The following is a 23,715-nucleotide window of genomic DNA, read 5'->3' on the forward strand; positions in this document are numbered from 1 at the left end:
GGCTTGGGGGTGGGCTTCGGTTTCGGGGCCACCGGTGGCGTGACCTTGTCGGCGGCGTCGACCGCCTTGTCGACGTACCGCGCGCCCTTCGCCGCGGTCGCGCCGTAGCCCGCGATCGGGATGGCCGAGGCATAGGACAGGCCCGCGTCGATGTAGTTGCCCTCGGCCGTGTACCAGACGCCGTTGTGACGTCGCCTGAGCCCGGCATCCGCCGCGCGGCATGCGGGTCGCGCGGCGTCGTGACCCGTCGGGTCCGGGAAGGCCAGCGGGTTGTTGCGGCCGCAAGCGTAGGCGTTCAGGTGGCGAGGTTGAGCAGGTCGATGACCGCATGACCGTCCCCGAGGTCAGTGCGCACCTGGGCCTGGTTCACCAGGCTGTAGCCGATCAGGTGCGGGTCCCTCGACCGCATCGCGATCTCCTGCGCCCCGCCAGAATGCAGCGCCGTCCATGTCGCCAGCGTCCTGGTACAGCCAGCCGACGAGCGCGGCGTACGCGGCGCCTACCCGGAGCAGGCCGCGGCGGGTCTCGCCCTTCGCTGAGCGTACGAGCTTGTCGATGAGCTGGTACTGGGCGGACACGGTGCCGATCAGGTCGTGCGGGCCGAGGAACATGTCCGACCTGTAGTGCCCCTCCAACTGGGTCTGGAAGTAATCGATCAGGGCGGGGTCGACGTGCTGAGGGGCCACCGGCCCGGCGACGAGCGCGGCCGCGGTGAGGTCGAACAGGCGGCGCTGAAGCTCTCCAAGGAGAGCATCCCCCGCTACTGCGCGCTCGCCTGCGTCGGCGAAGCCCGAAGGAGACTCGCCGCCACACCGCGCCCGAGCCTCGGCGGCCCCGCCGCATACGCCCGCCGCCTGGCCCGCTCCCTCAACTTCCTGTGCGACCACTACGAGCACATCGACGGCATCCACTCATGACCGCCACCCTGCACATCTGCCGCCACTGCGACAGCCTCATCACCGACCCCGACGATGGGGTACTCGTCACGCACGAGCACGGCAACAATGGGCCCGGCTGGGACATCTACGCGCACCGTGAGCACGCCCACCTCGTCCAGCCCGACCCCCAGCTGATGCACCTGCTGCTGCGCATCCGCCTGGCGAAGGCCGCACGCTCCACCTGAACACCCGCCCGTCCCTGCATCCCGTGAGCTCATCGGGGCGGGCGAGACCACGCGCGGCCCTGGTCGGCCTGTCACCCTCGCCGGCCGGGGCCGCCCGCTACAACGGGTCACAACATGGCCACACGGGCGTTACCTCGCCGCGGGGCCGCGCATGATGCTGCCTCACAACCGCATCACAGGGGGACCCATGCGCCACACCGCCACCGTCCTGATCGCCGCCAGCCTGCTCCTCGCCGCCTGCGGCAGCGACACGACCGGCTCGACTCCCAGCAGCACGGCCCCCACGGGGGACGAAGCACGGTACGACGAGATCTGGAACACCCGGAGCCCCGGGATGCAGGCAACTGTGTGCAAGCTGCTGGCAGCGGACGACCCGGAGTCAGTCAGCACCCTGCTGAGCGAGAGCATCAACGAGCCGTCGGTGGACTTCGACGCGCTGGCCAAGTACATCAACGACGAGAAGTGCTGACAGAGGCAGGCCGCGCGCTTCAGCCCCTGAACCCCCGATACCGGTGTACCGGGAAGGGGTGGTCGTCCCTGCACCCCGTCGGGGCGGCCGCCGCACTGGACGCCCGCCCGTCTCAAGCCCCCCAGGCCGAGGCGGGCCCTCGAAAACGGCCACGCCCACCGTCGAGGAATCGGCCACCTCAGCTGAAGACGCGCTGAAGGAAGCCGAGGAGGAGTTCGAGCAGTCCCTGAAGGACATTGAGAACGCGCTCGGCGAAACCGTCGGTGTTCAGGAAGGCACCTACGAGGTAACCAACTCCGGCCCCGACTACGAGGACCCCTCGCTGGCGCTTGACGACGAGTACATCGCGCCGGGCACCTACACAACGAAGGGACCGGCTGACGGTTCGTCGAGCTGCTATTGGGCGCGGATGCGAGACGCGTCCGGCCAGTCCGGATCCATCATCGCCAACGACCTCACAGCGGGACGGGCAATCGTCACGCTGAAGGAAGGCGAGTTCTTCAAGACGTCCGGCTGCAAGCCGTGGACGGGTAAAGGCGACTGAGCCCTCTATGGCCTCCGAGTCGGCCACGGCGTACGCCGGAAGCCCCCGAGCGCGGCCCTGAGACCGTGCCGGCCCCGCACGCCCGTCGCTTCCCGCCTCAACCCCTTTGCGATCTGCCCACCATTGCGACAGCCTGCTGCGCCTGTTCGACGAGCCTCCCCGGTAGACCCCTCCCGCGCAGAGGCCCGGTGCCGCATCATCGGCCCATGACGCCGCCGCCCACCAGCCGCCTCCGCGACAACGTCCTCGCCGCCCTCCACGCCCAACCCGGGGCCACCGGACCCAGCTCGTCAACGCGGTCCCCACCGGCGGCTCCGGCCGCCGCCAGATCCAGCGCGCGCTACAGCAACGGCCGGGATCGATGACCGCCGCCTGTACGACGGGAGCCGCCACACCGCTGGCACGATCCTCAATGAGCTAGGCGTCGACATGCCCACGATCATGGAGATCCTGCGGCACACACAGATCAGCCAGACCCGGCGGTACGTCAAGGGCCGGTCCCACCTGTCCAAGGACGCCATGAGGCGAATGGGTGAGTTCTTCGTACCCCCGCCGTCGCCTCCGTCGGCCCCGATTCCGGGCCCCACTGAGACCAGAAGTGAGACCACCGACACCCGCGCGGCACGCGCACAACGCCGCCGCCGCATCCGCTGAACGAGAAAGCCCAGCTCAGACTTTGTCTGGGCTGGGCTTAGAAAGAGCCGCCTTCGGGATTCGAACCCGAGACCTACGCATTACGAGACCGTGAGGGATCGTGTTGCCAGGTACTGCGTGATGCCGCCGAGTGATGTCGCGCCTGATCAGAGCACTTGCGGCAGGCTACCCTCTGCTACTTCATGCTGCCCCGCCCGAAGGCGTCCGGCCACCGAGCGGCCACCGGATCGGGTACTCCCGAAGCAGCGGGTCTCGAATCGTCGAGTTGTCCGACTCGGACAAAGCTCCCCCATCCACTGGACATCAAGGCCACCGCCACTGACCACTCCAGCCGTAGTTCGTGATCTTGATGTGAGGGATGCGGTTCGCCTCCGGTAGTGACTGGTGCGTGGTCGTGCCTGGTGGGCGGCCGCGCCAGTCGGACCAGGCAAGTGAGTGAGGCCGTGTCGCGGGCGGGCCGGACGACGAGCACGATGAACAGGCGGCAGATCTCGTCGCAGGACAAACGGGATCACGTCGTCCGGCGTGGGCCGGTGTGCGTGTTCGTCGGCGCGGACGACTGCGAGGAAGGCGTGGGCCGGCATCGCGAGGGTGACCCAGCGGGCCAGGCAGGACAGCGGCGGACCTGGTGCTCATCCAGCCCGCCCGGCCCTGGTGACAACTGATGCCGCCAGATGCCGTTGTGCCTGATCAAACCACATGCGTCGTACCGGACGCCGGTACCTCGTACCGCAACGTCCAAAGGCGCGGCCACCCCATGGCCACCCGGAAGGTGCCCGCCGCCCCTGGAAGTCACCCAACGCCAGCCGTTGGGTCCGAACACCTACGGGCCCAGCTCACGCCCCGCGTCACGGCCGTCCGCTCGTGCGGACCGGTTCCCCCCTGTGGTGCGCGGACGCCACGGAAGTCCACCCGTGGGACGGCTCTGTCCGCCGTATCATGACGGCACACGGGAAGGAGCACCGTCCATGAGTGTCGACGCGATCACGCACACCGAGTTCCCCGCGGGATACGTGGTGTTCTTCGGCGCCGACGGAAAGATCATCATGACCCCGCAGAGCGAAGAGCACTCCAGCACGATCAGGTCGATGCAGATCGACTCTCTCGCCCTCGGCCGTCACGCGAAGGTCACCTCGGACGTCTACATCGACTTCCCCGCCGACGAGAACTCCGCCCCCGACCTGGCCATCCTGCGCGAGGACGCGCGCAAGGAGGGCAAGCGCTACAGCTTCGAGGACGTCCTGTTGATCTCGGAGGTCGTCTCCACGTCCTCGGCACGCAAGGATTACGACGACTGCACCGCGAAGTACGGCCGGTACGGCATCCCCGTCTACCTCGTCGTGGATCCCTACGCCCGGGAAGTCGTCCTGCACACCGAGCCCACCTCCAGCGGCTACAGCACCGCCCACACCCGCGCATACGGCACAGGCAAGCTCTCCATCCCCCTGGCCGACGGCCGCACCTTCACCCTCAACCTCGACGAACTCCCCCTGCCGGACCCGGAGCCCGACACTCACTGAGTCTGAGAAAACACGCCCCGAAGCAGGAAGAGGCCCGGCAGCCGGTCGGCGAGGGCACGATCATCGAAACCGCGACTGAAGAGCTCCACGCATTGGGGCGCCCGGGGTTTGGTGATCACTCCCGGGGTTTCCCTGTCCTTCCGGCCCCATTCTGGCCCCAGGAAGGCCCGGCAGCGGGCTGGGCCGGGCCCCGTCGGGCGGGACTCCAGTTCTGGACCCGGCGACAAAAGGCCGTCCAGCGCACCGACCTTGCGACGCGAAGACGCTCTTCTCACATCCCCCGCACCGTTCATCCGGTGCGGGGCAAGCTCGGCACCATCACCGACGTGGTCCGCTCCGTTGTCGCCCCCGCCGCCCTCATTGCCGACCAAGCCGAGACCGCGACCGTCGAGGTCCCGAACCCGGCTGGCCTGGACGAGGTCGACGAGATCCCCCGGTCGAGCAGATCGAGGCCGCCGCCCGCGAGTACGAGCGCGCCGCCGACCAGGCCCGCCGCACTGACCGCGGCGAGCGCGCCGCGAAGAAGGTCCTCGACAAGCTGCCCGCCGGCACCTACGGCACATGGCACGTCTTCCGCACCCCGTCCTCGCGGTAGGCCCCGGACCTCGCCGAGATCACCCGCATCCTCAAGGCCCACGGCCTCGGCCCCGTCTCGATGAAGGCCTGCGCCCCGAGCCTCAAAGTCGAGCTCACCGAGGCCGCACTGGTCGACCTGGTCGACGTCGATACCGCGGTCCTCGTCGCGGCCTAGCAGTCACCCAAGATCCTCAAAAAGGCGCATTTTACGCGCTTCGTAGCAGGGCGGTAATCGGTCTCGGGGGCAGCGTCCCCCGAACGGAGAAGGACGCCTGTTCCGCCCTCGCCAGGGCGACTACCACCGAAGGCAGAACGCCCTCGGCCGGTGGTTACGTCAACGGTCCCGAGGTCTGGACCCAACTCCTGCATTGAAGGAGCAAGACCATGGCGAAAACAGCAACAAGCGTTGCTCCCGTCGGCGTCACCAAGCACCTAGCTTCTGTGCCTCCACAGCCCGCAGCCCTCAATTTCGACGAAGAAATGCAGGCCCGTGTCGAGCAGGACTCCGCCCGCATCATGGCTGCCATCAACGACCCCACCACCGTGTTCGAGGTGCTCACCGCTGCGCATGGCATCCAGGTCGTGGAGTTGGAAGGTCCATTCGACGGCCTGTACGGGCACTACCTGCAGCACAAGGACGGCACCCGTCTCCTCGTTGTCCCCGCCGGACAGGCTCCCTCCACCCGCCTGCGGGCCGCACGCGCCCTCCTCGCCCACCAGGGCGTGATGCCGGTATGACCTTCTCCGACTTCGACAAGGCCACCGCCGCCACCCCCACCGCGTTCCTCGACCGACTCGCCGCCGTCCTCCCCGGGGCGGTCGACGAGGCGATGCGGAAGGCCCTCCCGGACGTGTACACCCCGGAGAAGGCCAAGGAACTCGCGGACGACATCTTCCTCCGCCAGCTGTACACCGACAAGGCCGCAGAGGTGGCGCTGTGACCGTCTCCGCCACGAAGCCGTCCGCCGACCACCTGATGGACACCCCCCTGCCCGTGCTCATCAACGAGTTGGGCGTCACCCTCACCGACTCCCCGATCACCGACCGGGCGTTCTTCGGCGCCGTCATCGTCCCGCGCAAGACGGGTGAGCTGCGGCTCACCATGCCGACCGGGCGCAGCGAACTGGAGCACGACACCGTCGCCCGGTACCTGCTCGCCCAGGCGCTCGGGGTACCGGTGCCTGGCATGCCAGCGCCGTTCGTCACGACCCGTATCCCCGCCAAGCAGACCGAGGTGACGCTGTGACCGCCACGATCCCCCTCGACCTCGCCCTCACGGTCCGACGCGGAACCACCTCCCCCGGCAAGGCCGCCGACATCCGCGACCTCAGCCCCGCCGACGGCACCGCCACCCTCGTCTACGACAGGCACCTCGCCAACCCCGGCACCGCCGTCTGGCTCGCCCGCATCTCGCTGCGCCAGCACGGGTACGCCGTCCGCGAGGTGATCCTCGACGGCATGGGCCCGGGCATCACCGCCCTGTTCCGTGAAGCGTCCCGGGTCCGCCTGGACGTCCACCTGGGCAGCGGCAAAGGCACTCCCAGGGTCGTCACCTACGACGACAGCCCGGCCGCGTACCAGGTCCCGGCTGGCTGGGACCTGGCGGACGCCGCCGACCGACTGCCCGCCGCCCATGCGGCGGCCCGCCCCCACGTTGTCCGCGCACTGCGCGCCATCAACGTAGAGAAAGAGAACAACGGCGGGCGTATCGACAAGGCCCTCGACGTGGCAGCCGGGATGATCCTGGAGACCGGGGACCCCGACCAGGTGTGGGACACGCTCACCCGTGTCCTCTGCGAGACCGGGTCCGAGCGGGCGGAGGTGCCGGCATGACGACCGCCGTCAACGCCGACGCCGCCCGCATCATCGGGCAACTCCAGGAAGGGCACGCCGCGATGAACGCGGCTGGGCTCGGCAGCCCCGCACTGGACGACTTCAACAACCTGCTCACCGAAGTGATCTCCGAGGCTCCCGACCCGAAGTTCCGTCTCCACGAGATCGTCGAGCTCCTCGCCCGAGAACGCGGCATGACTGCCAAGTCTGCCTGAGCGGCACCCCGTAGATGGCCCCGGGCTCAGCGACTCCACCGCTGGCCCAGGGCCTGGGACTCGACCATTCACCAACAAGGAGTCAGACCTTGTGCAGGCCAGTACCCACCTCTTGGAGCACGGCGAGGCCGAGGGATGGTGGCACTGGGAGGAAGAGTGCGTCACCAGCGCCTGGCGAGCCACTGCCACTACCTGACTGCCGTGTTGGCGCTGATCGTCTCCCTCTGATGCCACTCGCTCAGCCGCGGTTGCTGTCCGCCCATTCGTCGCTGTTCCACATGATGGGCTGGCTCCGACGGGTTTCGAACCGGATGTCCGGGTTGTTGCTGTGGGCCAGGGCGAAGAAGCGGCGCTGCAGCACTGCGGCCCGGCGAGCCTCGTCGGCAGTGATGTCCAGCACGGCCTGGGCCGCTTTGGGACACGCGGCGGCGAAGCGGTCGTAGTCGATGAAGGACAGCACGAGTCCAGCGCCTTCGACCGCGTCGTCGTAGCCTCCGTAACAGGCCACGTCACAGAGGGATCATGTTGCCTCGTACCAGTCGGTGCTGCCCGATGCTGTTCTGCCTGTTCAGAGCGGCTGCGGCGTCCTGACCAGTGACGCCTCGTGCCGCGCCGTCCAAAGGCGTCCGGCCACCGGCCGGCCACCAGCGGCGTCACTGAACAGCGCAGTGAGGTGTCGGGGTCGAGTTGTAGCTGACCTCCAACGAACGGCTTGCCAGTCTTTCACCGGCAGGCCCGTGCCGTCCTGAGTCGGCGGCCCACGGCCGCTCCGCCGTCAGTTCGAGCCGACGACCTCAATGCCGCATTTCGCGGCACCGCTCCGTTCGATCCTCGCGTCACTGGTGATCAGCGTTGCGGCAAGAGCCTCGGCAAGGGCGACGTACTGGGCATCGTAGGCGCTCAGGTTTGCGTGGAGAGCCTGAACGCGATCCCAGAGGAAGAGCGTCTCGTGTCGGACGAGTGGGAGCTGCCGGTAGTCATCGACAGCCTTGGCCACTTCCCTCGCCGTGAGCTTGCCCCCTCTCCCCATGCCGAGGAGTGCGGACTGAATCTCGTAGTCGATGAGCGTGGGCACGGCGACGACATCGGCGGCACCCACCCGGGTGCGGACCGCAAGGCCGAGCGGGTCGCGGTTGGTGAGGAAGTGCACAAGAGCGGAACAGTCCATGACGACCGTCCCGCTCACCTCCCGGTCCTGGCCTCGTCGATCGCGGCCAGCACGTCCTCCGTGCTCACGCTGGCCGTGGTCTCCCGGTTCAGGCGCGCCACCATCTCCGCCATGGTGGGCTTGGACGTCTCGCGCGCGATGAGATCGAGGAAGTAAGCCTGGAGGGACTTGCCGGCCTGGGCGGCACGAACCTTCAAGGTCTGGATCTGGTCATCCGGGACGTCCCGAATCGTCAGAGCAGTCATGATTGCAGTATAGCGTCAACGCATGCAAAACGCAGACATCGGCTCCGGGCAGAGCAGCCACCCGGCTCGCACGCCGGAGGAGCCGTTCCAGAGGGGGCCGGGGCTACGACAGCCGTAGGCAGCGCGTCGTCGACACGGCGGACCGCGGTGACGGCCGACGGCGCCCTCTCGGGACACCCACGCCATCTGCCGAGGCGTGTGTCGGTGCGGTAGGGGCCCGGCCGCGCGGGCGGCAGCTTCAGGTGTCGCCTGCCTGGCTGTGTTTTCCGCGTCCGGAGCCGGGCCGGGGTCCGGATCCGGGCTCCAGTTCCGGGTCCGGGCTACTCCCCGCGTACCGTGCCGGATGCGTGGCCGCCGGTGCACAGCCGGGTGCTCACCCGGCCCCGTTCCGGGCGACCAGTGCCGCCAGGGCGGCGCGGGACGACACCCCGGTCTTGCGGTAGATCCGGGCGAGGTGGCCATCGACGGTGCGTGTGCTGAGGTAGAGCTTGGTGGCGGCCTCCCTGCTGGTCAGGCCCTCGGCGACCAGTTCGGCGACCTCCCGCTCACGCGGCGTCAGTCCGGAGAGTACGTCCGGTTCCTCGATCGCGCCGCGGAAGACCTTCGGGCGTACCCGTTCGGCCACGCCGAGCAGCCACCCGGCGCCGCCTTCCGCGGCCAGTCGCCGTCCCCGGTGCCACATCGCGCTCGCACGGCTGCCCTCGCCGACGGCCATCATGAGCGGGGCGCCGAACAGGAGTGACTGCACCTCTCTGAGCGTCGTCCCGGAGCGCCTGTTCTCCTCCGCGGCCTCGGCGTACAGGCGCGCTGCCGCCACCAGGTCGCCGCGGCGGTGCGCGACCTGGGCGAGACTGCGCAGCCCGGCTGCGCGCTTGGCCGCCAGGCCGAGCCGGCTCGCCTCCTCGTGGGCGAGTTCGGCCCAGCGTTCGGCTTCCGCCGTGTCGCCGATGGCCAACGATGTGGTGACGAGCAGTTCCAGGTGGTTGGGACGCATCGATCGCTGCAGCCGGCCCAGGTCCCTCCCGCCGGCTTCCAGCATCACGTCCCGCGCCCGGTGCGGATCCCCGGCGCTGAGCGCGGCGTAGGCGAGCAGGCACTGGTACGCGGTTCCCCACCAGGTGTGGCTGCTCCCGGCCACCGATGCCGCGTCGCCGGCGACGGCCAGCGGACGGGGGTCACCCTGTGGGTAGGCCTGCGCCAGAATGACGGATCTCAACGCCAGGGTGAAGCCGAGCAGTTGGGAGCTGCCGACGGCCCGCGCCACGGACTCGGCCTCGTCGACCAGTTCGATCGCGGTCGTGATGCGGCAGGTGCTGAAGTGAGCGTAGGCCTTGCACAGCAGGAGCTGCGACAGCATGTACAAACGGCCGGTCCGCCGGGCGACTTCCAGACCTCGCTCGGCGTGTCGTTCCGTGTCGGTGAAGTGCTCCAGAAACGCCTCGGTCCAGCCCAGCCTGACCAGGGACTCGCACAGGTGCGCCACATCGTTGTCGGTCAGATCGTCCACCAGCGCGGTCGCCTGCTCGGTGAACCGCCGGGACGCCGCCATGTCGCCCACGTACGCCTCGCCCATCGCGGCCACCGACAACACGGCCGCCTCACCTGTCTCGTCGCCGAGGGAACGGGCGGCTGCCAGGGTCTCGGCAAGTTCCTCCCGTACTTCCCCGTAGCGGGAGGCGAAGACCGCTGCGGTGCCCAGTTCGAGCCCTAGCTCGACCCTTTGGGCGGGCGACGGACCGGGTTTCCTGGCCAGCTCGCGGCGCAGCAGGGCTTCCGCCTCACGGTACTCGTCGAGGTTGCGCTGGATCAGGGAGCACAGGGCGACCGCTGAGATCCGGACGGTGTCGTCTCCGTCCGTGCCCGGCATGTCGATCAGCTGGTAAAGCAGGTCCCTGCTTTCCTTCAACCCACCGCTCACGCCCAGAGCCCGGGCGCGCAACAGGGTCAGTTCACGGCGTCTGGCAAGGTGTTCCGGAGTGTTCGGGAGGATGCGCAGGACGGCGCCGAGCCAGTGCGCCGAGGTGGCCGGAGCGGTAGTGGCGGTCCGCTCGGCGGCCTCGGTCAGTACGTCAGCCGCGGTCGCGTCCCAGCTGGTCACCGACTGGTCCACGTGGTGTGCCCGGTCCGTGACAGGGGCGCCGATCCTGGTCAGTTCGGCCGCGGCCAGTCGATGGTATTCCTCGCGTCGCCAGGGTTCGATGCCGTTGTGGACGAGGGCGCGGATGAGGGGGTGGCGCAGCGTCAGCCCTCGTCCCCCCGGGCCGGGCCGGACGAGGTCACGGCGCGCCAACTCGTCGAGCGTGTTTCTGATGTCGGTGCCCTGGGCGCCGGTCAGCACGCCCAGCAGATCGACGGTGGTGCGATCGCCGAGTACCGCGACTGCTTCCACGGTACGGCGCTCCAGCGGGCGCAGGGCCGACAGCTCGTCCAGCAGCAGCGCTCCGAGACCGGCCGGATCGTTGGATACACCGAACACATCAGGATCCGGGAGAGCCGCGGAGAGCGGCTGGGGAAACCCGGCTTTCCGACATGACTGCGACAGCGCGAGAAAGTAGAGGGGGTTGCCCTCGCTCGCCGCGTAGATCTCGGCGGCCCGCGCCGACGGCAGGTCCCCCGCCAGCTCTTCGACGCATGCTCGCTCCTCGAGCGGGCCCAGGGAGATGCGCAGCACCGCCCCGGTCTCCAGTCCACGCGTCAGCGACGCGGTGAGCGCGGTGGGCGCCTGGCGGTCACGCCGGGAGACGACCAGCAGGACGGATGAGGACACCGGGTGCCGGATGAGATGGTCGAGCATCTCCAGCGATGCCGGGTCGGCCCAGTGAAGGTCGTCCAGGATCATCAGCAGCCGTTCGCCGCTCAGGTGGCACAGCGCCTCGGTCATCATCCGGTGGAGGCCGAACCGGTCACGGTGATCAGGACCCCCGAGCGGCCACTCGGCAGTGCCGCTCAGGACGGGCGCGAGGCGTGCCAACGCCGCGAATCCCTGCGGTGCCTGCGGTTCGAGGTCGGCCAAGGCGTCGGCGAACGGCAGGAACGGGCTGTGCCGCTCGTATTCCGTGGCCCGGCCGAACAGTACGGTCACCCCCCGGTGGCGGGCCCGCGCGCCGAACTCGGCCAGCAACCGGCTCTTGCCGATACCGGCCTCGCCCGTGATGTCGACGACCGCCGGACCATCCTTCCCCGACCGCTCCAACGCCCAGTCGAGCCCCCCGAGTTCCGACTCCCGGCTGACGAAAGGCGCCCTGTCCACGAATGGTTCCGTCGTCCCCCGCGACTCACCCACCGTGATCCCTTTCGAACGTGCCGGCTGCGGCAGGGGCCCTCTACGGGTCCGACGGCCCGAGAGAAATCGACCGCTCCCTCGCTGTCGCACATTCGTACACCACGGCTGTGCTCTGTACCTCCTGGGGTGTGGCGAACCTGTCCAGGACGTTCGGTCCATGAGGGGTCGCGTCTCCGCGACGCGAGCCGCGACGCCCCGAGGAATCGCGTAGTCGAACGCGCAATTCTGCTCACGACAGGTGCGGCGGACAGTTGCGAGGGTTGTTCCGGAATCCGCCCAGGCGCCTCTGCCCCTTTTGTCTCATCCACCACGGAACAGGAACCACCATGCCTGCACTCCCCGGGAACATCCCCGCGCAGCCCCAGTCCCGGCCAGAGCCGTCTCCCGTTCCTACCCGTCCGGGTCAGGCCGCGCCCACGGGTGCCGCCGGGCGTGCCGTCCTGTGGGCCACGCTGGGCGCCGTGGTCGCCTCCGCGCTGTGGGCCGGCGGCGTCTTCGTACTCGGCACGGACGACACCGAAGCGGACCTGCGCGGATACGAGTCCACCACCGACCTCTGCTCATCGATCGACTACTCCTCCTTCAAGAAGGTGTACGGGGAGGCCTCCCTCGAACCCGGTGTCACCTCCTTGAAGCACGAGGCTCTCGACCAGGCCTCCTGCGATCTCGGGCTGAGATCCACCCGCGTCCCCTCCTGGGACTTCTCCTACGCCAGGGCCGACCTCTCGGTCCAGATGGACCTGCACAAGAGAACCGACCCAGGACCCGAGTTCACGGCCGTGTGGTCCAAGTACCACCAGGACAACGACAGTTACAAGGTGAAGAAGATCACGGGGCTCGGCGACGAGGCCTACCTCGTGACGGACGACTACCTCTACGACGGCGGCGCCGGCGCCGGCAAGGTCATCATCGCCGTGCGCGACGGCTGGATGACGTACCGGATGAACTGGGACTCCTCTGCCTACTCCGCCAACACGGTCCTCCCCGAGCTGGACGACGTCGCGAAGTGGCTGAAGACCGACGCCAAGGCGACGTTGGAGAACCTCAGGTCGGACTGATCCAGTCAGGTCGGACTGATCCAGTGCCGCAGGGCGTGCCGACGCTCCTGCCTCCACGAGATCGCGCAGGTGCGCACCGGCCGCCGGCCCGCGGCAGCGCCCTGGAGTCCTCGCCGCGCTCCGGGGTGAGCGCGATGTGCTGGGCTCGGGTCCCGGCCTGCGCCGTTGGCGCCAGTTCCGATTCGGGTAAAAAGGAGCGCCGCGCTCGGGGGTGTGCCGCCAGGCGGTGCAGCAGCGATCAGCACGGGAGCGGCAGGTCGTGAGCCAGATCCGGCACCCGCTTCAGGGCCAGGGGCGGGCACTCCTCGCCAACCGTCTCGGCCGGAGCACCTGCCTGATGGCCAGTCAGGCAGACTGCGTACTGCTGCTGACCCCAGGCTACGGCTTCTCACCTGCCCGCTCACAGCTTTGGGACGAGAGCGTGGTGTCCGTCAGCCTTGCCGGTTGCGCGCCAAGGTGCAGGACGCGGCCCAGCGCGGTTACGCGGTCAGCAGCAGCGAGTGGGACGAGGGCCTGACCGCGGTCGCCGTGCCGGTCACCGGCCGCTCGGGCACGGTCGTCGCCTCCCTCTCCCTCAGCGGGCCCAGCCAGCGCTTCCCCTACGAGGCCGTCGAGCGGTTCGCCGCCGAACTCGCGGACGCGGCCGCCCTCATCTCCACCCAGGGGTTCAGCCACCCCCTCAGCCACAGCCGCTGACCGGTCCGCCGACCGACGCGTCGTCCCCGCCATCCTGCCGACCGGCCGCACCGGCCACGATGTGGCGGCGGTATTCCTCGCCGGCCTCGCCCGGGGACGAGGCCGCCCCCGAGCGGCTGCCGGGTTGCTCAGCGTGGCACCCGGACGTCCAGGGAGTACAAGCGAGTGATCTGGGTCTCCCGCTCGTTGTCGTCACTGACCAGCAGGACCCTCAGGCGTCCGGCGGCCGTGCGACCGGTCACGGTGAGTCCTTCGATGTTGTCCAGCAAGGGATTGGGCTGGGCCTGTTCGGCCGTGGCCCCGAGGGACGGGCAGTCGGCGAGGTCGGCCAGCAGGGTCTTGGGGGCCAGGCGGGCCGGGCCGTCGGAGGTGACGCTCTCGGTTCCGCTCACGTCGTCGGCCCGGCGCGGGTCGGCCAGGTAGAGGCGGACGGTGTTGCCGACACCGGCGGTGAAGCCGCGTTCGAGGATGAGCAGCCGGCCCTCACCGGCCGGGGCGAGCTCGACGACTCCCAAGCCCTGGTCGGCCTGGTAGCCGTACTGGGGGCCGGTCTTGAAGGGCTTACCGACCCCGGCGCGATGCCAGGTCTGCAGCCGCACCACACCCTCTCGTCGCCGGAGAGCGCGCCCTCCATGGAGGCGACCAGGGTGCGTCCGCCGGGCTGGAGCGTCAGCCCCTCGAAGGTCTGGTTGCGTACGGCCCGTCCCGCCGGGGCGACGGCCAGGGTTGCCGGCACCGGCAGCGCCTCCACCGCCGTGCCGTCGCGGTCGTAGCGGGTGACGGAGGGTTCGGTCTCGGAGCTGATCAGCCGGGAGCCGTCCAGGTCGACGGCCAGTCCTTCGGAGTCCGGCGCCGCGCCGTTCAGGTCGGTCAAGGGAGCCACTGCGACTGCGTTGGCGCTCAGTGAGCGCGCCTTTTCCCGCACGTCGAGCGTGTAGAGGTAGGACTCGTCGGACACGGCGGTGATCCGGCCGCCCCGGTCGACGGCGAGGGCGGACAGATTGCCCACGTAGACGCCGTCCAGCGTCTTCTTGTCGAGGTCGTCGGAGAAGGCCCGTATGCGGACGAGGTCGGAGCAGGCGCGCGACGGGGCGGACCAGGCCGGAGCGGACAGGGTCGAGGAACCGGCGTGGGCGGCGCCTTGGGCCAGCGCGGTACCCATGGCCACGCTCATGGCCATGACGGCGGTGATCGACGTACTCAAACGCATGTGCATACTCCTTGGGCTCCAGAACGAACTCGGGAGCCGCTCGAAGAGGAGGGCCTGTTACCGGCGCGGGTCTGCGCATGTCGGGCTTCCTCGGCCAACATGCGCGTGGCGCAGACGCTTTGGGCGTCACACCTGGCCGCACTGAGGCTTACGCGACCCGAAGGGCAGGGCAAACGGCCGAACACCGCGCGGGTTCAACAAAATGTCAACTTACAGGGGCGGTGGCTGGGATGTCTCTACTCGCGTAGCAAGGACACACTGAGTTAACTTACGCCCCAAGCTCCAGGGCACCACGGGCCATGACCGCTCCTCCTGCCGCCCGGGCGCTCCGCGGTCGGCACCCGGCCCCATCCCCTGCTGTACAACCGGGCGATGATCTGCCACGTCGTACCGCTCGCGGAATGGACAGCCCGTCCCGTCCCCGCGTATGCACCCGCGCGGGAAGCGCAGGCCATCAAGGAGCGCGACGAGCTCCGCTCCTCGACGCGCGCGCAGAGCCGCGCACGAGAGGGTCAGGGCCTTACCTGTTCGGCGATGGCGGTCACCGAGCCGGGCATGATCGGCAGGACGTTCAGGATCCACTCCCAGCCGTCCAGGCGCACGGCACGCGCCGCGAGTCTGCGCGCGTGGTCCGGGCTCAGCGACCGTCCGAGGGCGATCAGTGCCGCGGCCTGGGACGGGCGGTGGGTGAGGGAGAGCGCCAGTTCCTGGGCGCTCTCGGTGTCGCCGTCACCGGCAAGCCGCTCGACCACCGTGAGCAGCGCCGTCCCCCTCCAGTGAGGGTCCGTGAGCGAGCGGCCGAGCGCCTCGGCGCGTACGGTGTCGCCGGCCTGGGCGAGTTGCCGTACGACGTGGGAGAGCGCCATGTCGCGGGTGGTGGGATCGCGCAGGGAGCGGGCCAGGGCCCCCGCACTGTCGGTGTCGCCGTCCTGGAGAAGCTGGTCGACACCGGAGAACAGCGCCAGGTCGCCTGCGACGGGGTTGGCCAGGGAGCGGGCCAGCGCCACGGCCCGCACGGTGTCGCCACTTCGGGCAAGCCCCCGGGCGACGTTGAACAGCACCCGATCGCGCGCGGGCGGCGGCTCGAGGGAGCGGGCGTGTGCTTCGGCGCGGTCGGCGTGTCCGTGGCGGGCGAGCAGTTCGGCCAGCGCCGGGCGTAGACCCGTGCCGTCGCGCGGGTCACGGTGGGAGTCGAGCAGGGTCTCCGCCCGGTCGGCCAAGGCGAGCGCCACCTCGTGGGAGACGGTGTCGGCGGCCTCCTCCAGGAGCTCCGCCATCGCCTCCGCGTCGAGGGGGCCGGTGGCCAGCAGCGCGTCGATCCGGTCGAAGTCCGCTCTGCGCGCCTCGACGGCCAGCACCCTGGCGAGGACCCGTCGGGCGCTGTCGCTGTTCCACGCGCTGCCCTTGGTCTGCGGGCCCCTGGAACACGTCTCCATCCGCACCCGCCCGGACCGTACGAAGTCCTCCGCCCGGTCGGCCAGAGCTTCGGCCCGGTCGTGGTCGCCCATGGCGGTCGCCGCCTCGACCAGGTTGATGAGCGCGGTCGCCGTCCAGTCCTCGTGCATGGCCTCGGGCAGCAGTTTCTCGGCACGGTCCAGGAGCACGAGCGCCCGGGAGTCGCCTGCGGTAGCGGCCGTCTTCGCCAGCTCGGCCCAGGTCAGCGTCCGCAGATGCGGGTAGCGGAGCGCGCCCGCCAACGTGGCCGCCGAGTCCGGCTCTCCGGCCCGGGCCAGCCGCAACGCCACCGCGGCCCGTGCTCCGGCGCGCGGTACGGGTGGACCGATCAGGTCGCTCACGGCCAGCGCTGCCGCGAGGTCCCCCGAGTCGACGACGGTCTCGGCCAGCGCGCGCAGGGCCTCCCATCGCTTCTCTTCATTGCCGATGGCCAGCGTCAACTCCACGGCACGGGTCAGGTGGCCGGCCTCGACCAGCGCCGTCACCGGGTCCGGCGGCGGCCAACGCAGACGGTCGTCCGTGGCGCCGAGGGAAGCCAGAACGCGGACGAGAGCCAGGAGACACGGCTCGAAACCGCCCTGTGAGACATCCTTTCCGACATTGGTGTCGTCCGGCTGTGAGGGCTCCTTGCGGAGCACGCTCTGCATCAACACCCAGGTGTCCGGAGTAAGGGCGTTTCGCACGGGTTCCTCCTTGGCAAGGATCGATGGGCTCCGGGATCGATTGGGCTCTGGGACCGGCTGGAGTACTTCTGGGCGGGGCGGTCATCGACGCGTGTCGGTCCGGGTGGCGGGCGCCGGAGCTCAGGTCTCTTCGCTCCACGGGGCGATCGGAACGATGCCTGCGCAGCAGCCGGTCTCGTCGATGAGACGGCCCATCCGCTTGGCCCCCCGCAGGTTGATCGCGCGTTCGGTCAGTCTGAGTGTGGCAAGGTCGGCGGCCAGCTGCTCCTCCAGCCGCTGGCTGTCGTTGAGCGATCGCAGCCACACGGTCATGAGGAGGTTCTGGGAACCGGTCACGGCCGCGCACAGCCGGATCTCGGGGAGCCTGGCCAGGGCGCACGCCGTCCGGTCCAACTGCTCCGGCGGAACCGTGGACCGGAAGGTCGCCGAGACAGGCCACCCCGTGATCATCGGGGCCGTGTCGCACCGGAACGACAGCAGTCCTTCGTCGATGACCCGGTTGAGCCGGCGCCGCACGGTGGAGACGCTGGTCGCGGAGCCGATTCCGCAGGGGTCGCCCATGTCCGTCCTGGTGCGTAGCTCGGCCAACTGCCGTCGGGTCGCCAGTTTGGTGCTGCCGACCACTATCAGTGGACTCGGGCCGGGGCGGGCAGTGATGCGGCGCTGCCCGCAAGGTGTGCGCACCTTCGGGCCAGGGCAGCCGCCAGACCTGGGGAGCCGACCCACAACACTTCGTCGAGTCGCGGCACCGCTGCCACCAGACGGTCGAGGTCGCCGTCTCGGCGGCGGAGTAGACGATCAGGTCACCGTTGCCGATCAGTCTGGGCAGCTCGGCAGCCTGGTCCGGCTGGCCGAGAACGGCCTCCGGGAACAGCATGGCGAGATCCGAGCACCGCACGGGGTGTACCGGGTCGCGGGCGTAGTCGCTCTCGTGGACAGGTACACCCCGCACGTACTGGACCCCCTCCACCGTCACTCTGCCCTCCGCGAGGAAGGCCGGAGCGATGACGAGGGCCGGCCTCCGCGATCCCGCCCACGCTGCCCGGGCCTCTGCCGCGACATGACCGCGCAGAGTGGAATCCACCGTTTTGAAGAGCAGCTCGGAGCTGGCGAACAGGCGCGCCGCCGGCCATGCACGCAAAGCGGCGGCTTCCTCGTCCAGCATCCGGCCCCCAAGGTCGACCGCGGTCACGCCCGCGGCGTTCCGCGGCACGCTTGCCGGGGTGGCGAGAAGGATCCGGGCGTCGTGGCCCGCCTGACCGAACGGCGCGGCACCGTCCCCCGCGCTGGTGAGGTCATCCGCCAGGATGGCGACACCCTCCGTTCGTCGTTGCGGGATGTCATATCCACCTCGCCTTCAGTCGGCCTTCTCTGTGACCAGATCAATATTCCTTCAGTCGAAAGAGCAGGACAAACGATTCATTCTCACAAGGCCTGTGAGCACAATTCACATATGCGATGGTCGGACCTTCCTCCTCTGAACACGCTGTTGCCCTTCGAAGCGACCATCCGGCCCGCGAGCATGACCGCGGCGGCACCCGTTCCCCGAAGAGGCGAGCCGGGCCTGCCTGTTCGCGGAGCGGATCGGCCCCGTCTGCCGGCCCGATCTCGCGGCCCGCCTGACCGGAGCCGCCGCCGACGTATAGCAGGTAGCCCTTCTGCACACCGACACACGACCGCAGGCGTGGGACGACTGGCGACGCATCACCGGGATGAAAGCAGAGCCCGCCTCCCAGCAGACCCTGGAGCACTTCTACCTGACCCTCCAGGCTGCCGTGGCCGGCGTCGAGGTCGCCATCGCTCCGTATGCCGCCGCCCGCGACGACCTGGAGCGAGGACAACTCGTCGCACCCATCGGTTTCGTCCCCGACGGCACCAGCTACCACCTCCTCAGCCGTCGATCAGGCGAGCAAGACGCACGCGTCCGCCAGCTGACAGCATGGCTGCAGGCCCAGACGAGCCAGCTCGAAAACGATTTGGGTGCGGCTTGAAGTGAAGGCACGGATCAGGCGGTCAGTGCGTATCCGTCCTGGTCAGGGCTGAGGTGGAGCCGTTGCTGTTCGCGCTCGGTGTGGAAGGTTCAGTAGGCGTCGAGGTCGTTGAGGGCGCGGAGGCGGAGGACGGCTTCGGCTCCTTCGAGGCCCCAGCGGGCGCCGGCAAAGTCGAGGCGGTCGCTGACTGTTGACTGAACTACCGGACAGATCTCTGCAGTTCAGCGTCCAGGTCGTATCGCAGAGGACTACCGTCCCGGACCATGACAGAGACGAGTGACGCCTCCCGTGATCTCGCGGGGCTGGTGGTGCCGTCGGCCGGATCCGTCGTGGAGTCGGATGATCCCTGGCAGCCGTACCGGCTCCTGGATGCCGGCGGCGAGGTTGTCGTCCCGGTGGCGGAGTATCTGCAGGACCTGCAGGCGACCGGGCGGCCGGCGACGACGCAGCGTTCGTACGCGCTGGCGTTGCTGCGCTGGTTCCGGTTCCTGTGGGCAGTCGGGGTGCCGCGGGGGCAGGCCACCCGCGTCGAGGCACGGGACTTCAGCAGGTGGCTGCAGATGGTCGCGAAGCCGACCAGGGGCGGGGTGGCTTCGCAGAGGCGTGTGAACCCGGTGACCGGCAAGAGCGGTCCTGGCCGTCAGTACGCGCCGCGGACGCGAGCGCACAGCGAGACAGTGCTGCGCGGCTTCTACGCCTTTCACCTGGATCTGGGCACGGGGCCGTTGGTCAACCCGTTCCCGCTGGCCAGGGGCCGGGATGGGGAACGAGTGCGGGCTCACCGGGCGCCGACGGCGCCCATGCGATTCGAACGCAGCGGCCTCTACCGGCCCAAGATCGCCCGGCAGGCACCGCGCCGGATCCCTGACGATCGGTTCGACGAGCTGTTCGCCCGGCTGCCCTCGCACCGGGATCGCGCGCTGGTGGCGTTGTGGGTATCCACGGGGGCCCGAGCATCGGAACTGCTGGGAGTACGGCGGGGAGAGGTCGACGCCGGGCAGCAACTGGTGACAGTGGTACGCAAGGGCAGCCGGGCCCTGCAGTCGCTCCCCGCGTCGCCGGACGCGATGGTGTGGTTGCGCCTCTACCAGGCGCAGATGGACGGGCTCGTCGAGACGGAGGCGGACGGTCCGTTGTGGTGGACGTTGCGCCGTCCGTTCCGCCCGCTGTCCTATCCGGCGGCCTATCGGATGTTCCAGCGCGTCAACGCCATGATCGGAGCGAACTGGAGCCTGCACGACCTGCGACACACCGCTGCCTACCGGATGGCGAGAGACCCAGGGATGCCGTTGACCGACATCCAATGGGTTCTGGGACACGCCGAGTTGACCACCACTCAGCTTTATCTCTCGCCCGTTCCTGAGGATGTGATCGCCTCGGTGCTGGCCCACCACCGCAGGGCAGCCGACCGTGCCGGCGAGCCAGCGGTGCCGACGGCGCCCGGCTACCGGAGCGAGTCCCTCGACGTCCTCTTCGGCCGGGGGTCGGCGTGACCATCCGGACATCGACACCGAGCGCCCAGGCCGTCCCTGGCCCCGCGCTGCGGCGTTCGGCCCGGGGCCGGGATGCGCAGGATCTGCGGCACCGCTTCCCGCCGCGGCCGGAACCGGTGCACTGGCCGGCCACGGCCTGGGGCCGCGCAACCGTGCTGGCCCAGCTGGCTGCCCCGCCCCTGACCGTGGGCAGTGCGAGCGGTCAGCGGCGCCGCCGAAGGGCGGCGGTCCTGTTCCTGGACTGGCTCGAGCGACAGCCCGGTCGGACCTGGCAGGAGCGCTGGCAGTCGAGCCCGATCGCCGACGATCCGCGGGCCGACTGGCGGTCGGTGGTGGCAAGTTGGCTGCGGGACTCCGGCCGCACCGGCACGATCGGGCACGACGGGCTGGTCACGGCGATCACCACCGGACTTGGCCAGCTCATCTACGGTGACGTCCTGCGTCCGTCGATGTCCTGGCTTGTGGCCAGCCCGATCCGCTTCCCGCTGGGCGGGGAGATTCCCCGCCTGCGCGACCCGCGCGGCTTCGCCGCGCTCGCCGAGCAGGCCACCGCGGCCGGGCTGAGCTTCGACCAGCGCCGCCACGCCATCGAGCAGGTCGCCGTGATCATCACCGCCAAGGGCGGCACCGTCGCCGACATCACCGTCGGGGACTGCCTGGAACTGCTCGACGTGCGCGATCGGCGCAAGGCCGAGGGCGGCGGTCACCCGGGCTGGGGCTTCTATCAACTCCTGCACGGACTGGGGGATTTCCCGTCGGACGCCCCCACTACGTTGCGGATGCTCGACCGGCGCTTCGGCCACCAACTCAGCGTCGAGGAACTCGTCGACCAGTACGGCGTGGTCTGTCGGCCTGTGCGCGACCTGCTGGTCGCCTACCTCGCCGAGCACCGGCCCCGTCTGGACTACGCCTCGCTCAAGCAACTCGCCTACCACCTGGTGAAACTCTTCTGGAAGGACCTGAAAAACCACCACCCCGGGATCGACTCGCTGCGGCTGCCGCCCGACATCGCCACCGCCTGGAAGAGCCGCACCGCCGTGAAGACCGTCACCGTCCGCACCGCCAACGGCCGCCGCGTCGAGACGACCTCACCCCGCGCCGACGCGGCCACCCTGCTGACCACGGTCCGCGCGTTCTACCTCGACCTGTCCCACTGGGCCAGCGAGGAACCCGAACGGTGGGCGGCCTGGGCGGTCCCGTGTCCCATCCGTCGCACCGACATCGGCGCCACCAAGAATCTCGTCCGCCGCAAGTCCCGGATGGACCAGTGCACCCGCGAACGTCTGCCCCACGTGCCGGCCCTGCGACGCCACATCCACGACGCCCGGATCCACACAGCCGCCCTGCTCAAGGCGGCCATCGACACACCGCCCGGCGAGACCTTCACTCACGACACCGTACGGCTGCGACGCACCCGGATCTCCACGGGAAGCTCCCGCGTCTGGGCCGAGGACCCCGACACCGGCTCACGGCGCGACCTCACGCGCGAGGACGATGCCGCGTTCTGGACCTGGGCCGCGGTGGAAGTCCTGCACGCTACCGGGATCCGCATCGAGGAGCTCACCGAGCTCTCCCATCACAGCCTGGTCCAATACCAGCTGCCGTCCACCGGCGAACTCGTCCCGCTGCTGCACATCGCCCCGTCCAAGAACGACCTCGAACGGCTGCTGGTGATCTCACCCGAGCTCGCCGACGTCCTGGCCGCGATCATCCACCGTGTCCGCGACGCGGACGGCGCGGTCCCTCTAGTCGTCCCCTACGACGTCCACGAGCACGAGTTCACCCCGGCCATGCCGGTCCTCTTCCAACACCGTCACGGCGCCGATGCCCGCCCCTTCAGCGCGGTGACGGTCCGCCGCTGGATCACCAACGCGGCCAACAGCATGGGGCTGTCGGATCCCTCCGGCGGGCTGCTGGACTTCAAGCCCCATGACTTCCGCAGGATCTTCGCCACCGAAGCGATCATGAATGGGATGCCGCCGCACATCTGCCAGCTGATCATGGGGCACGCGAACATCAACACGACCATGGGCTACAAGGCTGTCTACCCTGAAGAGGCCATCACCGGCCACCGGGCCTACCTCACTCGCCGCCGTGAGCTGCGGCCCTCGACCGAATACCGGTCGCCCACGGACGAGGAGTGGGAGGAGTTCCTCGGCCACTTCGAGCACCGGAAGGTCTCCCTGGGAAGCTGCGGACGCGCCTACGGCACCGGCTGCATCCACGAACACGCCTGCATTCGCTGCCCACTTCTGCGGACCGACCCCGCCCAGCTGCCCCGGCTCCTCGAGACCGGCGCAACCTCCTCGCCCGGATCGACGAAGCCCGCCACCACGGCTGGCTCGGCGAGGTCGACGGCCTCAACGTCAGCATCTCCGCCGCCAACAACAAGATCGCCCAGCTCGAGGAATCAGCTCGCCGGACCACCGACCTCGGCATGCCCCGCTTCCGCGACGTCGCCCCGCACACGATCACCCCAACGACCGGTCCACACCTCTTGCCGGACGCCTGAGCGGGCATCGCGCTGGTTCAGATAACGATGCGGTGGCGGCAGGTGCCTTCGACGGCGCCGTTGGCGATGGGCCAGCCGGCTTCGAGCGCGGTGTCGTAGTGGAGCTGGTCAAGGTGGCCGACGAGGTAACGGTGACGCCCTGGCGGCGCGAGCCAGGCAAGCGTTCGCGGTCGGCCCAGTGGGCTTGATCCGCATGGACGGACACCCGACATCAGGGGCCCTGCTCTGGAAGGAGGTCGACGACCGTCCGAACAGGGACGCAGGTTGGACGCACGATTGTCTGGACGCCACAAACCATGGTTCCCCTGTGGACGACCAATCTCACGGTTGGCCGGGAGCAGGTCTGCACGCTCGGCCACCGCACGGCCACCACGCCAATCCGAACAGCCCGAAAAGAGCGACCACGAGAGATAAAAGACCAGCTCACAGCCCTGCAAAGCGGAACCGCCACTGACTGCAAACCTCCGACCTACGCATTGCGATGCGCAGACCACGTATGCCCGATTAACCCGAATTCCAAGGTCAGCCAAAACAAGAAACCCCAGGTCAAAGGCCCGACCTGGGGTTTTCCTTGGAGCCGCCTTCGGGATTCGAACCCGAGACCTACGCATTACGAGGGCCTGCAAGATCGTGACGAGCGATGATAGATCTTCACACAGATTCCTGTTTCGCCTGGTCAACGGCCAAACGCTTCTCACGCCGTGACGTTCGGTGGCGCCATATGCCACCCCATCCGCTCCCGCATCGCTCACGCGGTCGACGGCCGCGTCCCCGTCGGGGTCGCCAACTTAGGCCGGGGCTGGTGTGCGCCACTGATCCAGGACTCGCCCCTTGCATGGCGACGGGAGGACCTCTCCAGCGTCAAGGGCAGCCTCCCGCAACTGCTCATACATCTTTTGCACGTCTCTCAGCTCAAGGTGTCCGTCTTGGTAAGAGGCGACCAAGACATCCAATGCGCAGTGAGTCCGAAGTCTGAGCCGACGCGCT

At 69.3% G+C, this 23,715-nt stretch carries 21 protein-coding genes and 5 pseudogenes; 16 read left to right on the forward strand and 10 right to left on the reverse strand.

Annotation, left to right across the window (positions count from 1 at the left end; all coding sequences use genetic code 11):
• Positions 1-623 precede the first annotated feature (623 nt).
• From FNH04_RS48995 to FNH04_RS12860, 5 genes and pseudogenes are all read left to right on the forward strand, one after another.
• Positions 624-917 carry a DUF6415 family natural product biosynthesis protein gene (locus tag FNH04_RS48995; protein ID WP_194236656.1) on the forward strand — a complete coding sequence of 98 codons (294 nt, stop codon included), beginning with the start codon at positions 624-626 and terminating at the stop codon, positions 915-917.
• Positions 914-1,123 carry a hypothetical protein gene (locus FNH04_RS12845; protein ID WP_152783589.1) on the forward strand — a complete coding sequence of 70 codons (210 nt, stop codon included), beginning with the start codon at positions 914-916 and terminating at the stop codon, positions 1,121-1,123. The genes FNH04_RS48995 and FNH04_RS12845 overlap by 4 nt, the downstream gene beginning before the upstream one ends.
• 187 nt (positions 1,124-1,310) lie before the next feature.
• A complete protein-coding gene (locus tag FNH04_RS12850; RefSeq protein WP_152783591.1) occupies positions 1,311-1,592 on the forward strand; it encodes a hypothetical protein in 282 nt (93 codons plus the stop codon).
• A 58-nt stretch (positions 1,593-1,650) separates the two neighbouring features.
• Positions 1,651-2,136 carry a hypothetical protein gene (locus tag FNH04_RS12855; RefSeq protein WP_152783593.1) on the forward strand — a complete coding sequence of 162 codons (486 nt, stop codon included), beginning with the start codon at positions 1,651-1,653 and terminating at the stop codon, positions 2,134-2,136.
• Between the two features lie 351 nt (positions 2,137-2,487).
• Positions 2,488-2,790, forward strand: a pseudogene (locus FNH04_RS12860) (tyrosine-type recombinase/integrase); the annotation flags it as partial.
• A gap of 359 nt (positions 2,791-3,149) precedes the next feature.
• Here the strand turns inward: FNH04_RS12860 and FNH04_RS49615 are convergent.
• A pseudogene (locus tag FNH04_RS49615) lies at positions 3,150-3,454 on the reverse strand (IS701 family transposase); the annotation flags it as partial.
• Positions 3,455-3,758: 304 nt separating this feature from the next.
• Between FNH04_RS49615 and FNH04_RS12870 the strand changes: the two are divergent.
• The 6 genes from FNH04_RS12870 to FNH04_RS12900 all read left to right on the forward strand — a co-directional run bounded on the left by FNH04_RS12870 (position 3,759) and on the right by FNH04_RS12900 (position 6,934).
• A complete protein-coding gene (locus FNH04_RS12870) occupies positions 3,759-4,310 on the forward strand; it encodes a Uma2 family endonuclease (protein ID WP_152783595.1) in 552 nt (183 codons plus the stop codon).
• Positions 4,311-5,270: 960 nt separating this feature from the next.
• On the forward strand, positions 5,271-5,624 hold the full coding sequence (locus tag FNH04_RS12880) for a hypothetical protein (protein ID WP_152783597.1): 354 nt from the start codon (positions 5,271-5,273) through the stop codon (positions 5,622-5,624).
• Positions 5,621-5,827 (forward strand): hypothetical protein, encoded by a 207-nt coding sequence (locus FNH04_RS12885; protein WP_152783599.1) that lies wholly within the window; start codon positions 5,621-5,623, stop codon positions 5,825-5,827. Before FNH04_RS12880 ends, FNH04_RS12885 begins: the two co-directional genes overlap by 4 nt.
• Positions 5,824-6,132, forward strand: coding sequence for a hypothetical protein (locus FNH04_RS12890; protein ID WP_152783601.1), 309 nt, complete (start codon positions 5,824-5,826; stop codon positions 6,130-6,132). Before FNH04_RS12885 ends, FNH04_RS12890 begins: the two co-directional genes overlap by 4 nt.
• Positions 6,129-6,719: a hypothetical protein gene (locus FNH04_RS12895; RefSeq protein WP_152783603.1), complete on the forward strand. Its 591-nt coding sequence runs from the start codon at positions 6,129-6,131 to the stop codon at positions 6,717-6,719. The genes FNH04_RS12890 and FNH04_RS12895 overlap by 4 nt, the downstream gene beginning before the upstream one ends.
• Positions 6,716-6,934, forward strand: a complete 219-nt coding sequence (locus FNH04_RS12900; protein ID WP_152783605.1) for a hypothetical protein — start codon at positions 6,716-6,718, stop codon at positions 6,932-6,934. Before FNH04_RS12895 ends, FNH04_RS12900 begins: the two co-directional genes overlap by 4 nt.
• A gap of 238 nt (positions 6,935-7,172) precedes the next feature.
• On the opposite strand, the gene FNH04_RS12905 is transcribed toward FNH04_RS12900, so the two are convergent.
• The 4 genes from FNH04_RS12905 to FNH04_RS12920 form a co-directional block, all read right to left on the reverse strand.
• Complete coding sequence (locus FNH04_RS12905) at positions 7,173-7,394, reverse strand: hypothetical protein (protein ID WP_194236653.1); 222 nt, start codon at positions 7,392-7,394, stop codon at positions 7,173-7,175.
• A 315-nt stretch (positions 7,395-7,709) separates the two neighbouring features.
• A complete protein-coding gene (locus FNH04_RS12910) occupies positions 7,710-8,120 on the reverse strand; it encodes a type II toxin-antitoxin system VapC family toxin (RefSeq protein WP_322722989.1) in 411 nt (136 codons plus the stop codon).
• Positions 8,117-8,347, reverse strand: a complete 231-nt coding sequence (locus FNH04_RS12915) for a FitA-like ribbon-helix-helix domain-containing protein (RefSeq protein WP_152783607.1) — start codon at positions 8,345-8,347, stop codon at positions 8,117-8,119. Before FNH04_RS12915 ends, FNH04_RS12910 begins: the two co-directional genes overlap by 4 nt.
• 373 nt (positions 8,348-8,720) lie before the next feature.
• Positions 8,721-11,597, reverse strand: coding sequence for a helix-turn-helix transcriptional regulator (locus tag FNH04_RS12920; protein WP_322722990.1), 2,877 nt, complete (start codon positions 11,595-11,597; stop codon positions 8,721-8,723).
• A gap of 359 nt (positions 11,598-11,956) precedes the next feature.
• On the opposite strand from FNH04_RS12920, the gene FNH04_RS12925 reads away from it, so the two are divergent.
• Both FNH04_RS12925 and FNH04_RS49375 read left to right on the forward strand, forming a co-directional pair.
• A complete protein-coding gene (locus FNH04_RS12925; RefSeq protein ID WP_228031324.1) occupies positions 11,957-12,688 on the forward strand; it encodes a hypothetical protein in 732 nt (243 codons plus the stop codon).
• A gap of 213 nt (positions 12,689-12,901) precedes the next feature.
• The gene (locus tag FNH04_RS49375; RefSeq protein WP_345669484.1) at positions 12,902-13,384 is read left to right on the forward strand and encodes an IclR family transcriptional regulator domain-containing protein; all 483 of its coding nucleotides are present in this window, start codon (positions 12,902-12,904) and stop codon (positions 13,382-13,384) included.
• 128 nt (positions 13,385-13,512) lie between these two features.
• Here the strand turns inward: FNH04_RS49375 and FNH04_RS12935 are convergent.
• From FNH04_RS12935 to FNH04_RS49380, 4 genes and pseudogenes are all read right to left on the reverse strand, one after another.
• Positions 13,513-14,594, reverse strand: a pseudogene (locus tag FNH04_RS12935) (esterase-like activity of phytase family protein).
• 512 nt (positions 14,595-15,106) lie between these two features.
• The gene (locus FNH04_RS12940; RefSeq protein ID WP_152783611.1) at positions 15,107-16,732 is read right to left on the reverse strand and encodes a tetratricopeptide repeat protein; all 1,626 of its coding nucleotides are present in this window, start codon (positions 16,730-16,732) and stop codon (positions 15,107-15,109) included.
• A gap of 120 nt (positions 16,733-16,852) precedes the next feature.
• The gene (locus tag FNH04_RS12945; RefSeq protein ID WP_228031326.1) at positions 16,853-17,320 is read right to left on the reverse strand and encodes an Lrp/AsnC family transcriptional regulator; all 468 of its coding nucleotides are present in this window, start codon (positions 17,318-17,320) and stop codon (positions 16,853-16,855) included.
• Positions 17,321-17,606: 286 nt separating this feature from the next.
• Positions 17,607-18,071, reverse strand: a pseudogene (locus tag FNH04_RS49380) (four-carbon acid sugar kinase family protein); the annotation flags it as partial.
• Positions 18,072-18,390: 319 nt separating this feature from the next.
• On the opposite strand from FNH04_RS49380, the gene FNH04_RS12955 reads away from it, so the two are divergent.
• Complete coding sequence (locus FNH04_RS12955; RefSeq protein ID WP_228031331.1) at positions 18,391-18,723, forward strand: LysR substrate-binding domain-containing protein; 333 nt, start codon at positions 18,391-18,393, stop codon at positions 18,721-18,723.
• A 14-nt stretch (positions 18,724-18,737) separates the two neighbouring features.
• Here FNH04_RS12955 and FNH04_RS47550 read toward each other — a convergent pair.
• Positions 18,738-18,911, reverse strand: a pseudogene (locus FNH04_RS47550) (ISKra4 family transposase); the annotation flags it as partial.
• 75 nt (positions 18,912-18,986) lie between these two features.
• Here FNH04_RS47550 and FNH04_RS12960 point away from each other — a divergent pair.
• Positions 18,987-20,216, forward strand: coding sequence for a tyrosine-type recombinase/integrase (locus FNH04_RS12960; RefSeq protein WP_152783616.1), 1,230 nt, complete (start codon positions 18,987-18,989; stop codon positions 20,214-20,216).
• A complete protein-coding gene (locus FNH04_RS49000) occupies positions 20,213-22,753 on the forward strand; it encodes a tyrosine-type recombinase/integrase (protein ID WP_322722991.1) in 2,541 nt (846 codons plus the stop codon). The genes FNH04_RS12960 and FNH04_RS49000 overlap by 4 nt, the downstream gene beginning before the upstream one ends.
• Positions 22,754-23,715: the final 962 nt, after the last annotated feature.

It is taken from the genome of Streptomyces phyllanthi, from assembly GCF_009377205.1.
GTDB classification, from domain to species: Bacteria; Actinomycetota; Actinomycetes; order Streptomycetales; family Streptomycetaceae; genus Streptomyces; species Streptomyces phyllanthi.